The 13,788-nt window shown below is 52.4% G+C and carries 11 protein-coding genes; 8 read left to right on the top strand and 3 right to left on the bottom strand.

The genetic code is table 11. The features are described from left to right. Positions 1-34 precede the first annotated feature (34 nt). Entirely contained in the window at positions 35-616 is a 582-nt protein-coding gene (locus tag ACX1DY_RS04470; RefSeq protein ID WP_458962999.1) for a hypothetical protein, read from the top strand. Between the two features lie 372 nt (positions 617-988). Here the strand turns inward: ACX1DY_RS04470 and yfbR are convergent, their stop codons facing one another. Then, a complete protein-coding gene (gene yfbR / locus ACX1DY_RS04475) occupies positions 989-1,624 on the bottom strand; it encodes a 5'-deoxynucleotidase (RefSeq protein ID WP_458963000.1) in 636 nt (211 codons plus the stop codon). Positions 1,625-1,728: 104 nt separating this feature from the next. On the opposite strand from yfbR, the gene ACX1DY_RS04480 reads away from it, so the two are divergent. Beyond that, complete coding sequence (locus tag ACX1DY_RS04480; RefSeq protein WP_458963001.1) at positions 1,729-3,381, top strand: fumarate hydratase; 1,653 nt, start codon at positions 1,729-1,731, stop codon at positions 3,379-3,381. A 389-nt stretch (positions 3,382-3,770) separates the two neighbouring features. Then, positions 3,771-6,752, top strand: a complete 2,982-nt coding sequence (locus ACX1DY_RS04485) for a carbohydrate binding domain-containing protein (protein WP_458963002.1) — start codon at positions 3,771-3,773, stop codon at positions 6,750-6,752. A 136-nt stretch (positions 6,753-6,888) separates the two neighbouring features. Here ACX1DY_RS04485 and ACX1DY_RS04490 read toward each other — a convergent pair whose 3' ends face one another. Next, positions 6,889-7,551: a Crp/Fnr family transcriptional regulator gene (locus tag ACX1DY_RS04490; RefSeq protein WP_458963003.1), complete on the bottom strand. Its 663-nt coding sequence runs from the start codon at positions 7,549-7,551 to the stop codon at positions 6,889-6,891. A gap of 160 nt (positions 7,552-7,711) precedes the next feature. Between ACX1DY_RS04490 and ACX1DY_RS04495 the strand changes: the two genes are divergently transcribed. Continuing rightward, a complete protein-coding gene (locus ACX1DY_RS04495; RefSeq protein WP_458963004.1) occupies positions 7,712-8,032 on the top strand; it encodes a cupin domain-containing protein in 321 nt (106 codons plus the stop codon). A gap of 24 nt (positions 8,033-8,056) precedes the next feature. Beyond that, positions 8,057-8,401, top strand: a complete 345-nt coding sequence (locus ACX1DY_RS04500; protein ID WP_458963005.1) for a cupin domain-containing protein — start codon at positions 8,057-8,059, stop codon at positions 8,399-8,401. Positions 8,402-8,715: 314 nt separating this feature from the next. Here the strand turns inward: ACX1DY_RS04500 and ACX1DY_RS04505 are convergent, their stop codons facing one another. Beyond that, complete coding sequence (locus ACX1DY_RS04505) at positions 8,716-9,723, bottom strand: LacI family DNA-binding transcriptional regulator (protein ID WP_458963006.1); 1,008 nt, start codon at positions 9,721-9,723, stop codon at positions 8,716-8,718. A 203-nt stretch (positions 9,724-9,926) separates the two neighbouring features. On the opposite strand from ACX1DY_RS04505, the gene pnpS reads away from it, so the two are divergent. From pnpS to pstB, 3 genes are all read left to right on the top strand, one after another. Further along, positions 9,927-11,720, top strand: coding sequence for a two-component system histidine kinase PnpS (pnpS, locus tag ACX1DY_RS04510; protein WP_458963007.1), 1,794 nt, complete (start codon positions 9,927-9,929; stop codon positions 11,718-11,720). Positions 11,721-12,110: 390 nt separating this feature from the next. After that, entirely contained in the window at positions 12,111-12,839 is a 729-nt protein-coding gene (locus ACX1DY_RS04515) for a response regulator transcription factor (RefSeq protein WP_458963008.1), read from the top strand. Between the two features lie 173 nt (positions 12,840-13,012). After that, positions 13,013-13,768, top strand: a complete 756-nt coding sequence (gene pstB / locus ACX1DY_RS04520) for a phosphate ABC transporter ATP-binding protein PstB (protein WP_458963009.1) — start codon at positions 13,013-13,015, stop codon at positions 13,766-13,768. Positions 13,769-13,788: the final 20 nt, after the last annotated feature.

Raw genomic sequence — 13,788 nt, forward strand, 5'->3', positions numbered from 1 at the left:
CACGGAGGAGTATAAGGAGCTTAGGGAGGCTGGAGTGGACGGCTTGACGCTGTATCAGGAGGTCTATCATCAGGAGACGTACCGCAAGCTGCATGTCAAGGGTCCCAAGCGGGTCTACCGCAACCGTCTGGATGCGCCTGAACGGGGCTGCCAGGCCGGGTTCCGCTCGGTGAACATCGGTGCTCTCCTCGGGATGTATGACTGGCGGCAGGAAGCCTTCATGACCGCGATGCATGCGCGTTATCTGCAGAACAAATACCCTGAATGCGAAATTGGCCTCTCCGCTCCGCGGTTCCGCCCGTATTTGGGCGAGTTCAACCCGGACAGTGATGTAACCGACCGGGCGCTGGTGCAGATAATTTTGGCTTACCGCCTGTTTCTGCCGCGTGCCGGCCTTACCTTATCCACCCGGGAGCCGGCTGCCCTGCGTGATCATCTGATTCATTTGGGAATCACCAAAATGTCGGCGGGAGTCTCTACAGAGGTAGGAGGCCATACCCAGGAAGGCGGTACTCCGCAGTTCGAAATCTCGGATGAACGGAGTGTGCCGGCAATTGTGGACATGCTGGAGGCAAATGGCCTGCAGCCGGTATTTAAGGATTGGGATTTTTACTAGAGCTTGGTAATTATAAAGGACGCTTAATTGGAAAAAGTAGACCTAAAAAGGGCGTTCTCAGTTTCCTCATACCGCAAGTGGGAAAAAGGAAACCTAATCCGGCTGTATGTGCCTCCAGTCCCTGATTTTAGCCGAAATAGTTGGAGGAAATCCCACTAAACCCTGCTGTGAAGCAGAAAGCTGTGAATTAGTTCTACTAATTCCACCTAACTTTTTCAGCTCGGATGAACGCATGCTGAACCCTGTTTGAACCAGGGTTGAACCCCCTGATAAACCCTGGCTACGGTCAAGGAGATATTCCTATGGTGCGTCCACTCACGAAAATTGAGGGCAGTGTTCCCGCTTCATTCGCAGGTCCGCTACCCTGTACTGCTATTCGCCATTTTCCACGGATTCGTTCCCACCCATTCCGGCGGACAGCTCATCCAGGGACATTTCAAAGCCCGGAGCCATATGGGTCAGGAAGTACTCCATCTCCGGCATTGCCAGCGCGCGCAGCTTCGCGGCGGTCTGCTCCTTGGCGGCGGCGAATTCACGGTTGCCTGCGGCGACCTCCCAGACGCATTTCAGATAGGCGTCCAGGTGATCCGCCGCTTTGACATAACGCAGCAGCCCGGCATCCCCGGAGCCGGGAGGGCTGATCTGCGGCTGCAGGAGCGACGTGTAGACGGCCGCAAGCTCCGGCGGTATCATCGCCGCCAGCCGTTCGGCGGCGATCCGCTCCATCTCGCGGAAGCTGGACAGCAGACGCGGGTTGTTATGCTTCACCGGCGTGGCGATGTCGCCGGTAAAGACCTCGGTGGCGTCGTGAAACAGCGCCATTACGGCGGCCCGGTCGGCGTTCAGCGACCGGGCGAAGTGAACGTTGCCGATGGAGCAGAGCATATGCGCCAGCAGGGCCACATGGAACGAGTGCTGCGCGACATTTTCGGGAGCGGTGCTGCGCATGAGGCTCCAGCGCTGAATATACTGCAGCCGGTACAGATAGGCGGAAAAATGGTAATTCAATTTTAAAGTAACCCCTTTCATACGTGGCTTAATATGTTATGATAATAACTAATTGTAACAGAGTTTGGACAACCGCGAACGTATGGAGAGGAGCTGGACTAAGGATGCAGCATTTTGAAGACAGCGTGTATAATCTGATCGTAGAGACCTCCACGAATCTGCCGGGCGATGTACGCCGGGCGGTAGCGAAAGGTCGCGCTATGGAGGACCGGGCGACCCGGTCTGGCTTGGCGCTCACCACCATTGCGCAGAATATCGGCATGGCTGAACTCCAAGTCTCGCCGATCTGTCAGGATACAGGGATGCCGACCTTCATCATTCATACGCCGGTGGGCATCAATCAGCTTGAGATGAAGAAGGACATTCATAACGCCATTATCCGGGCCACGAAGAACGGCAAGCTGCGCCCCAACTCTGTAGATTCGCTTACCGGCGAGAATAGCGGAGACAACCTTGGCGCGGGTACACCGGTGATTCATTTCGAGCAGTGGGAAGAAGAAGATGTGGATGTCCGGCTCATTCTGAAGGGCGGCGGCTGTGAGAATAAAAATATCCAGTACAGCCTTCCGGCAGATCTGGAGGGGCTAGGCAAAGCGGGCCGCGATCTTGATGGAATCCGCAAATGCATTCTTCATGCTGTATACCAGGCACAGGGTCAGGGCTGCAGCGCGGGCTTCATCGGAGTTGGTATTGGCGGTGACCGGACAACCGGCTATGAGCTGGCGAAGAAACAGTTGTTCCGCAAGGTAGAAGATATCAACCCCAACCAAGACCTCGGCAAGCTTGAAGAATATATTATGGAGAATGCCAACAAGCTGGGCATCGGCACGATGGGCTTCGGCGGTGAAGTTACGCTGCTGGGCTGCAAGATCGGTGTGATGAACCGGCTTCCGGCCAGCTTTTTCGTCTCGGTTGCTTATAATTGCTGGGCGTTCCGCCGCCAGGGGGTACTCGTTGATCCGGCGACCGGCAACATCAAGGAATGGCTGTATGAGAGCGGCACGGGAATATCTGTTGAGGCTGATGACAGCTCCGTACCGGCTGCTATACCTGAACCGGTGGCGGTTACTGTGGGTGACGGAGCCTCTGGGGACGTTCCCGGGAATGCCACGATCCCTGCAGCGGAAACGACTGGAGGAACTGAATCCAAGCCCGGGGAAGGGACGGCTGAACAGTCCCGTGAGATCCGCCTGACTACACCGGTTAGTGAGGAAGACATCCGCAGCCTGCGGGTAGGCGATGTTGTAATACTCTCCGGGGAGATGCACACCGGACGCGATGCGCTGCATAAGTATCTGATGGATCACGAATCGCCGGTTGATCTGAATGGGGCGGTGATTTACCACTGCGGGCCAGTGATGCTGAAGGATGACGAGGGTTGGCATGTGAAGGCTGCGGGCCCAACCACAAGCATCCGCGAGGAGCCTTACCAAGGCGATATCATGCGTAAATTCGGCATTCGTGCGGTCATTGGCAAGGGTGGAATGGGTCCCAAGACGCTGAAGGCGCTGCAGGAGCATGGGGGTGTCTATCTCAATGCGATTGGCGGAGCAGCGCAATATTACGCCGAATGCATCAAGCAGGTGGATGGCGTTGATTTCATTGAATTCGGAATCCCGGAGGCGATGTGGCATTTACAGGTGGACGGCTTCGCCGCCATCGTTACTATGGACGCGCACGGCAACAGCCTGCATGCCGACGTAGAGAAGGATTCTGCCGCCAAGCTGGCCCAGTTCCGGGAACCGGTATTCAAATAAGGCAAGCCATATGTATGCAGGAAGTCTTCCTCCGGATTTAATGGGGGAAGGCTTTTTTTTAATATAAGAAAGTATAAGTTTCACGCTATACTTTATCCTTATATTTCTCGCTGAAACGGATACCGTCCTTCTAAGGACGGGGTAGCCGTTTCTCCTTGGTGCAAATTCATTAAAATTATGGCCTAAACCGGGCTTCCATTTCTAGCAAAATCCTTAATCTATCAACGATATTTTTAAGCTTGACAACGCATACATAAGCATGTTAATTTTTAGAAGGAAACCGGTTTCCCATCCTGTAGCATGGTCTTGCAACAGTTGTCTTGCAAGTGAGGGAAGTGTATTCACAGGCAGTAAAGTTCTAATGTGCTCATATGAGAGGGAGATGAGGAATGAAACGCAAATTTTGGCTTGTTCCGGTTCTAATCATGTCTATGGTTCTTTCTATCACGACGAATTTGTTTGTGCTGCCGCCCGCGAAGGCCGAAGCGGCCAGCATCGGGACCGTTACTGAGAACGACACGATTTATCAGATCATGGTTGACCGTTTTAATGATGGGGATTCCTCAAACAACGCCACCGGAGCCGCCATTCGTTATGGTGAGAACTCCGAGGAAGATTTCCGTTATATGAAGGGCGGGGACTGGCAGGGAGTTATCGACAAGCTGCCCTACATTCACAACATGGGATACACCGCTATTTGGATCTCTCCGGTTGCAGAGCCGCAGATGACTAACCGCGACAACAACGGTACAGGGAAAAACACGGCCTACCACGGCTATAACGTAAAAAATCCTAACGCTGCGAATCCCTATTTTGGAACCAAAGAGAAGCTTAAGGAACTGGTGGACTCCGCGCATGCGCTCGGAATTAAGGTCATTATTGACGTAGTTCCGAACCATGTGGGAGACTACATGCTGGGTACGCAGGCTTATTATGATATACCGTCTTTGCAGCCGGCAGCGCCTTTCAATAACCCGGCCTGGTATCACCATAATGGAGATATCAACTGGTCGCTGGCAGACGGAAGATATGATCAATGGGCCCAGGATTATTTAGAGAATCACGATCTTGGCGGGCTGGATGATATCGACTTTGACGTTCCTGCTGCGAAGCAGGCCATATTCAATTCTATTAAAGGCTGGTTTGACTACACGGGAGCGGACGGCGCCCGCGTTGATGCTGCCAAGCTGATCAAGCCGACGGATATCGGCGAATTACAGAATCTGCTCGGAGTCAACACGTTCGGCGAGAATTTTGACGGAAATGCGGAATTCGTCTCCCGCTGGGTAGGCAACAACAAGGAATGGGGCATGCTCGATTTCCCGATGTTCTTCTCGGTGCTGAACAGCTTCGCTTACGGGCAGTCTTTTGACTCCAATATCAAAAGCACACTAGCCCAAGATTCCTATTACAACGGAAATGCGAACCATATGGTTACGTTTATCGACAATCATGACCGTAACCGGTTCCTGACGGAAGCCGGAGGCAGCGTTGAGAAGCTGCAGAACGCGCTGTCCTTCATCTTCACCGTACGCGGAACGCCGGTGGTCTTCCAGGGCACGGAACAGAATAAAGGCAATGGCAACGGCCAGATTATGACAGGCGGAATCGCCGATACCTGGAACCGCTGGTCGATGGTGAAGCGGGATGCGAACGGCAATGTTCTGCAGAACTATTTTAATGAGAACACGAACACCTACAAGCATATTGCCAAGCTGAATGAAATCCGCAAAAATAATCCGGCGCTCCGCACAGGCACCCAGCGTGAAATGTGGTCTGCCCAGAATTTGTACGCGTTCTCCCGCCGTGTAGACAGCGGAACTAATGTGGGCCAGGAGGTTATCTCCGTATTCAGCAACAAATCCAGCGGATCGCAGACAGTCACCATTCCGCTGCGCGCAGAGAGTACGCTGGCTGTTGGAACTGTTCTGATTAATCAATTGAATACATCCGACACGGTAACTGTTCAATCAGGCGGCGCAACCGGCAAGCAAATTACCGTAACGGTGGATGCAAACTCAGCCAAAATCTATTCCAAGACGCAGCCTATTGTGGATACTGAGGCTCCGTCTGTCCCGGGAAATGTGACGGCCACAGTGCAGAGTGCATCCAGTGCGCTCGTAAGCTGGACGGCTTCCACTGACAATGTCGGGGTAACCGGATATGAGATTTACCGCGATGGGGTGAAGGTGGGTACCTCTGCCACAACCTCTTACACCGACAATGGGCTTTCCGCCCAAACGAGCTACAGCTATAAGGTAAAAGCTTTTGATGCGGCAGGCAATCTGTCGGCACTCAGCGCAGCGGCTCTGGTAACCACTCCTGCCGGAAATAATGTAACCATCTATTACAAGCAGGGCTACACTACGCCATACATTCATTACCGTCCGGCAGGAGGAACGTGGACGACAGCACCGGGTGTAGCGATACCGGTATCCGAAGTGCCGGGCTATAATAAAATTACGATTAACATCGGCTCAGCCTCTCAGCTTGAGGCCTGCTTCAATAATGGCAGCGGCACTTGGGACAGCAACGGCGGCAGTAATTATCTGTTCGGCACCGGCACCTGGACCTATACGCCAACCGGAAGCATCCAGTCGGGCGGACCGGTGACACCAACGGCGTCGCCAACGCCGACAGTGACACCAACACCAACGCCAACGCCGACAGTAGCACCAACGCCTACACCAACGATTACGCCAACACCGACACCAACGCCAACAGCAACACCGACGGTTACGCCGACAGCGACGCCAACCGCGACACCTGTGGGTACCACGGCGACGATTTATTACAAGAATACAGCGTATACGAACTCGTATATCCATTATAAGCTGGACGGTTCGACAGTATGGACCACAGCACCGGGAACGCAAATGCAGGCTTCCGCGTTCTCTGGCTACAAGGCCATTACGCTCCAACTGGAAGGTGCATCAGGGCTGACCGCAGCCTTTAATAACGGAAGTGGCACGTGGGACAATAACGGCGGCAATAATTATCATTTTGCCGCAGGGGTCTGGAGTCTGGTGAATGGCAGCATCGCGGCAGGTGAACCCCAGGCGGACAGCGTGACGTTCCGGGTCAGCGTTCCCGGCTCGACGCCTGCGAGCGGACCAGTCTACCTGACAGGCTCATTTAACAGCTGGAATGCGGCGGACCCCGCTTATCAGCTGACCAAAGGCAGCGATGGCGTGTACTCGATTACGCTGAGCCTGCCGGCCGGTACGGCAGTACAGTATAAGATTACGCGCGGAAGCTGGGCGACCGTCGAGACGGCCTCCAGCGGCGCAGATATCGCGAACCGGACATTGACCCCGGCAGGCGGGGCCCAGACCGTTTCCTTGACCGTGCAGCGCTGGAAGGATCTATAGAGACAGCCCAGTCCATTTAATAACCGCAAAAAGACAACAGAGCAGCGATTCTCCCATTTTTGGAGGATCGCTGCTCTTGCATTTTCGGTCATTTATAACGGTTTGTCGGCTTGCGTCGGCAGAACGAAGAGACCCGTTATTCACTTTGAAGAAGCCGGAAGGCATTGCGGGAATACGTGAGGACACCTTCTGCCTTCATCCGGCTTAGCTCGCGGGACAAGGCGCTTCTGTCCACACCCAAGTAATAGGCCAGCTCCTCCCGCGAAAAGGGAATGGTGAAGCTGGGGCTGTTATTTTTTTTCGCTTGCTGCTGCAAGTAATAGAGAATTTTGTTGCGAAGATTTTTATGCGTCACGATGTCCAGCTTGTCATACAATTCCTGATTCTTGTGCAGAATAAGGCTGACGAGATTCTCAATAATCCTGGCTCTCAGCGAGCAGATCACCTGGCCGGGACGCACGATCTGATCAATCCGGATAAACAGCACTTCGCAATCGGTTGCCGCCGCAATCTCATAGCCTGTCTGCTGCTGGCCGGCATGAAGCGCCGTTTCCCCGACAATGGCCCCTGCGTTTAGCTCCGAAAAAATAAACCGCATCCCCATAGGATCTTCCTTGCACATGAACAGGGTGCCCTGCAGAACGACCCCAATCGAATGCAGCCGCTCCTCTTTGTTGATAATAATCTCTTTCTTCCGGTAGGTTTGGCTGTACCCGCCCAGACAGGCTAGGGACTGAACAATCTCCTGCTCGGAAAAACCTTTGAACAACGCCGTTTCCTTAAACGTATTGCTGTACATTTTCGAAAATTGTCACCTCCTGTTGCCATGGCAACCGAAAATTAGCGTAAGCTCTGCTATACTTTCAGTAATTGATAAACATTCTCAATGACTTGCTAAGTCCATTATAGTTCATTTTGCAAGTTGTGACTGCTATTTTTGCATAAGTTAGGAGGCTGCTATGAACATTCCCTTTGAGCAGGCAGTAAATTTGCCCGATTTGGTGGTATACCGTGACCGGCAAATTACGAGCCGCACACTGGCAAGCGAGGTTAATATGGATCTGTTGCTGTACGCAATGGACTCCGGTGAGAGCATCAGCAATGAATCCTCGCCGAATACGAAGGTCATCTATGTGCTGGAAGGACAACTGAATCTAACGCTTCAAGGGCAAACTGTTGCCGTTAACACCGGTGAATTCTTCGCAATTACAAGGAATACGGAGCACTCTATCGAGGCGCCGGCCAGATGCAAGTTTGTGCAAGTGAATGGGTTAAATTAACAGAAGAAGAGGAGCATGATCCATATGGAAAACAACCAATATATCAAAAAGCTGCCGCACTCGCAGGTCATGAAGCTGGACGAGCTGATCCCGGTAGCCCCTAATCAAACCTCAAGCATGACACTGGTGCAGCGCCCGAATCTGGGCATGACGTTATTCTCTTTGGACCAAGGGGAAGGCATTAAGATGCATACGACAAAAGGGGATGCGCTGGTTCAGATACTGTCGGGCGTGGCCGAGATTACGATTGGCGATCAGCAATATACCGTCTCGCAGGGGGAATCCATTGTGATGCCTTCAGAGATTCCGCATGCGCTGCAGGCGCGGGAAGCTTTTCACATGCTGCTGACGGTGGTCAAGCCGGACTAAGAATAGAGATCAGGGGGGCGGGGGTTCTGAAGCCAGGCGGGGTGTTATTGACTCATGATATTATGCTGACCCCGAGCACTCCCGAAGGTCTGGTGGATTCCTTAAGGGGCATCATTCGGGTGAATGTATCAAAAGTCTAAATTATATCGTAGTCAGCAGTAGAAAATAATACGTAGCTACCGGGGCGTCCCATACGGGCGACCCTTGCGGCGCAAAAAGAGGCCAAATACGGCCTCTTTTTGTTGCGGGCAGGAACTGGCAGCTTATTCATCAAATTCTGGAAAGCATCCGGATTTTTAATGTGAAGTTAGCTGTTATCTCGCAGAGGACTCCCGCACAATAAGCTCCGGCTCCAGCTGCATTTGCCGTGATGCCATGCCGCTGCCCTGAATGCGCTCCATCAGCCACTGGCCGGAGGTTACGCCAAGCTTGAAGGTATCGATATTCAGCGAGGTCAAGGGAGGAGTCGTATAGCGTGACAAGGGATATTCGTCAAAAGCAGCAACGCCAAGCTGTGCGGGAACTTCAATTCCCAGCTCGCGGGCGGCTTTCAGCACGCCGAAGGCGACATAGTTGGTCATGCATACAACAGAGTCAGGGCGTTCTTCAGACGATAAAAGCTCCCGTGCGGCCCGGTAACCCTCATGCTCGTCGGCCCGGACGTTTACAGTCCAGTCCTCCCGGGCGCTGAGGCCTGCCTGCTGCAAAGCCTGAAGATAGCCGCTTAGTCTCCGGGTGAAAATCCGCTCATCCCGTTCTCCGCCAATAAAAGCGGGTCTGGCATAACCCTGCTGCAATAGATGGCTGGTCAGCATTCTGCCCCCGGCTTGATTGTCGAAATCCACCCAGCTTGCGGGAGCATCAATCTCACCGATGGAGACATAGGGGAAGTCCAGCCGGTCCAGCTCCATGGACAGCTCTTTGGTCAGCACCGAGTTGTTGGCAATAATGCCGTCGACACGCTGGTTCAGCACAAGCCTGTTCAGGAAATGGCCTTCCTCATCATTATGCTGAACATTGCAGATCGTTAATTCATATTTCAGAGGTCCGATTACACTCTCAATCCCCCCGATAATATTGTAAAAGAACTGGTTGAGGAATTCGCTTTCCTTGGACATGTCCACCAGCAGCCCGACCGTATGGCTTCTCTGTCTGGCCAGACCCGTAGCTATACTGCTCGGTGTATAATTCATTTGCTTCATGATCTCGCGGACTCTGAGCTTGGTTTCAGCGGAGATTTTGGGAGAATCGTTCAGCACCTTGGAGACGGTGGATTTAGCCACATTGGCAGCTTTGGCAACATCCGAAATTGTTACTTTCATCGGCTTCCCTCGCGAACTTTAACATTTTTGTGAGCATGAGCTTCTGCTTGTCATAATACCATAATTTCAAAAAGGCCTCTATTCGGCTTTAAGCTCCTCTTAAGTTTACACTGCGTTGATAATCTTTGAGGAACTGGTATTTTGGCGAAAATGAAGGTAGGATGTTCTCAAGGACATAATGATAAGAAAGAGGACTAATTCTGATGAAACCGTTTCGCATTCGCCTCACGGTCATACTGATGGCACTGATTGGAATATCCATGATCGGCGCCGGTATAACTATGGCCCAATTGTTTAAGAACTCCCATATTTCGGCGCTCGAAGAGAACATGTCCCGGGAAATAAAATTGCTCTCCGGCACCTTCAAATTCACTGATATGAATGGTCCGGATGCTATGACTTACTACACGGCGGAGGCTAAACGTATCGCCAAGCTGACCAATTCACGAATAACCTTCATTACAAAAGATGGCAAGGTTATCGGTGATTCAGAGAAGAACCCGCTGGAAATGGACAACCACTCGACCCGTGAAGAGGAAATGCTTGCAGCCAAAGAAGGAATTGGCCGGGCGATCCGCTATAGCGACACGCTGGACCGTAAAATGCTGTATGTGGCCGGAGCCGTTGTCTCGGATCAGGGCTTTGACGGCTATATCCGTCTTTCTATGGGCCTCGACGCTGTGACGGAGGGGCTGAACCGTGCCTGGATGATTATGGCCGGCGGACTTGTGCTGCTGTTCATCGCGGCGACCTTTGTCAGCTACAAGGTAGCTTCCAGCATGACCTCACCGCTTGAGCAGATTACAAGGGTGGCCCGCCGCATTACCGACTTGGACTACGATGCCAGAGTACCGATGCGGCGCAAGGATGAGGTCGGGCAGCTCGCGAACGCGATCAATGCCATGGCGGACAGCCTGCAGGCCCAGCTTAAGACGATCCGTGACAACGAGGATCTGCTGCAGAGCGTGCTGGACAACATGACCGGCGGGATTGTCATGATCAATGCCGAAGGTGAGATTGCGCTGCTGAACCGTGCCTCGGAGCGGCTGCTGGATGTGAAGAACAGCGAGATGACCGGACACTCCTATAAGGAGCTGAAGCATCATTATGAGCTTACCCGTCTGATTGAGGAGGGCGTTTCCCGCAAGGAGCCGATTCATGAAGAGCGGAGCATCTATAACCCTGCGGAGCGGATTGTGCGGCTGGATGGCGTTCCAATGATGCAGGACGGCACCTGCAAGGGAATGCTGTTCCTGCTGCAGGAGGTGACGGAAATCCGCCGTCTGGAGAAAATGCGCAGTGAGTTCGTGGCTAATGTGTCCCATGAGCTGAAGACTCCGGTTGCCGCTGTCAAAGGCTTTGCCGAGACGCTGCTCGGCGGCGGTGTGACGGACGAGAAGACTGCCCGCTCTTTTCTGCAGATCATTCATGATGAGAATGAGCGTCTGAACCGTCTGATCGGAGATATTCTGGAGCTGTCCAAAATTGAATCCAAACGTGTGCAGCTGGAATGCTCGCCTGTGCATCTGATTGAATTTTTCGATTCTATGCTGGAGACGATGAGCAAGGTTGCGGAGAAGAAGAATATCAGTCTTAGTGCAGATGTGCCTGCAGAGCTGTTCGTGGAGGGCGATGAGGACAAGCTGCGCCAGATTTTCATGAATCTGCTCTCCAATGCAATCAATTATACCCATGAAGGGGGAAGCGTGAAGGTAACCGTTGTTAACGGGCAGAAGACCGATGGCACGGAAACGGTTGTCTTTACCGTCAGAGATACCGGGATGGGCATTCCGCGTAAGGATTTGCCCCGGATCTTCGAGCGGTTCTACCGGGTGGACAAAGCGAGATCCAGAAGCTCCGGCGGAACCGGCCTTGGGCTGTCGATTGTCAAGCATCTGGTAGAGCTGCACCGCGGCTCGATCTCGGTAGAGAGCGACCTCGGCATCGGCAGCTCCTTCATCCTTGAACTCCCGCTGCTGCAGGATGAGGCGGAGTAGGCTGGGAGGCTGGCTTTTGGAGCGGCGGGCGCTGGATAATTGTATTTTTTGCAGTTAATAAGCAGGCGTAGGCCGCGTTTTTACCAATAAATGTACTCTGTACAGTTAAAATTGGCGAAAGGTCCTCTTTTGCTGCTTCGCTTCCTGTTTAAATGTACAGATTACAATTAAATTGTTTCCAGTGCTAAAAATGGACTTTTTAGTTGTAGCAAATACAATTAAGGCAGGGACGAGCACCTTGAGCGTTTCTGGCAAGCAGCATAGTATTAAATTTATAGCGCGGAAATATAATGAAAGCTTAATTATTTTACACCGGCTTAACATTCTGGTGATATGATGGGCATGCCAACAGTTTTGTAAATTTTAAAACATATGAAGACGGGGGAACCTATGGCACAACGATTGCTTGTCATTGAAGATGAACCGACACTTGCCCGGCTGCTGTCCTATAATTTGACGCAGGAAGGCTATGAGGTGACGGTGGAGGATCATGGAACGGCAGGATACGACCGTGCGACTAGAGAACCTTTTGATTTAATCGTATTGGATCTCATGCTGCCTGGTATGAACGGAATTGATATTCTGGATAAACTGCGCGGTCAGGGCATCCGTACGCCTGTTATCGTGCTAACCGCCAAAAATGCTGAAGAGGATGTAGTCCGCGGACTGAAATCCGGCGCCGATGACTATATTACCAAGCCTTTTGGCGTATCGGAGCTGCTCGCCCGGGTCAGTGCGGTGCTGCGCCGGATATCCGGGATGGCTGAGGAGGTGCAGCCGGAAGCTGCTGTGGCCGCTTCAACCATTATTCTGGGCCAACTTGAAATTTACCCTGAACGGTATGAGGTGTCGCTGGGCGGACAGAGCATCAATCTTCGGCCTAAGGAATTCGAGGTTCTGCTGTATCTGGCCCGCAAGCCGGGTGTGGTGCTTACCCGGGATGATCTGATGAATGCCGTCTGGGGTTTTGACTATATCGGCGGACAGCGCACAGTGGATGTTCATGTCAGCTCCCTGCGCAAGAAGCTCGAGCTGGACCCGGAATCGGTGCATATTGATTCTATCCGGGGGGTAGGCTATAAACTGGTCGTGAACAAAAAAAGAACGCCTGTCATTTGAGATGACGGCGTTCTTTTTTGACAGCCAGGTAATAGATTATAAGATGTTTTTTTCTGGGTAAGGCGCAAACCTGACATGTGATTTTACACTGCGTTAACAATCCTCTTCAACTCTATTTACACTGAAAGCTTATCATGGGGTACGAAGATGATGAGAAGGAGACACAAAAACTAATGAAATCCATCATTGACATAGAGAAGCTAGATCTCTACTATGAGTCTTTTCATGCGCTAAAGAGCGTTGATTTACAGATTCCGGAGAAGCAGGTGACCGCATTTATCGGTCCTTCCGGCTGTGGTAAGTCTACCTTGCTGCGCACACTTAACCGAATGAATGATATGATTCCCGGAACACGTATTGAAGGAACAGTGAACATTGGCGGCAAAAACATTTACAGCGACGAGGTGGAAGTGGAAAGCCTGCGCAAGCAGGTCGGCATGGTGTTTCAGCAGCCCAATCCTTTTCCGAAGTCGATCTATGACAATGTGGCATACGGTCCCCGTCTGCATGGAGTACGCGGCAAAGCCGAGCTTGATGAGCTGGTAGAACAAAGCCTGCGCCAATCGGCCCTCTGGGATGAGGTGAAGGATTTCCTCAAGAAGTCCGCTCTCAGCTTGTCCGGTGGACAGCAGCAGCGTTTGTGTATTGCCAGAGCACTTGCTGTGCAGCCCGACATTCTGCTGATGGATGAGGCGACCTCGGCGCTCGACCCGGTCTCCACGCTTAAGATTGAGGAGCTGGTGCAGGAGCTGCGGGACAAGTATACGATTGTCATGGTCACACATAATATGCATCAGGCTGCACGGGTATCGGGCCGCACAGTATTTTTCCTGAACGGTGTAATTGTGGAGGCTGCGGATACGGAAATGCTGTTCTCGAATCCCAAGGACTCCCGCACTGAAGACTATATATCTGGACGCTTCGGCTAAGCGGCGGAAGGGACCCGTTC

It is taken from the genome of Paenibacillus sp. BAC0078, from assembly GCF_054483875.1.

Bases quoted from the DNA above. Each gene is read 5' to 3' on its own strand.
- ACX1DY_RS04500 (WP_458963005.1), top strand. From the start codon at position 8,057: ATGGAAAACAACCAATATATCAAAAAGCTGCCGCACTCGCAGGTCATG.
- ACX1DY_RS04495 (WP_458963004.1), top strand. From the start codon at position 7,712: ATGAACATTCCCTTTGAGCAGGCAGTAAATTTGCCCGATTTGGTGGTA.
- ACX1DY_RS04515 (WP_458963008.1), top strand. From the start codon at position 12,111: ATGGCACAACGATTGCTTGTCATTGAAGATGAACCGACACTTGCCCGG.
- pnpS (WP_458963007.1), top strand. From the start codon at position 9,927: ATGAAACCGTTTCGCATTCGCCTCACGGTCATACTGATGGCACTGATT.
- ACX1DY_RS04480 (WP_458963001.1), top strand. From the start codon at position 1,729: ATGCAGCATTTTGAAGACAGCGTGTATAATCTGATCGTAGAGACCTCC.
- ACX1DY_RS04490 (WP_458963003.1), bottom strand. From the start codon at position 7,551: ATGTACAGCAATACGTTTAAGGAAACGGCGTTGTTCAAAGGTTTTTCC.
- ACX1DY_RS04485 (WP_458963002.1), top strand. From the start codon at position 3,771: ATGAAACGCAAATTTTGGCTTGTTCCGGTTCTAATCATGTCTATGGTT.
- ACX1DY_RS04505 (WP_458963006.1), bottom strand. From the start codon at position 9,723: ATGAAAGTAACAATTTCGGATGTTGCCAAAGCTGCCAATGTGGCTAAA.
- pstB (WP_458963009.1), top strand. From the start codon at position 13,013: ATGAAATCCATCATTGACATAGAGAAGCTAGATCTCTACTATGAGTCT.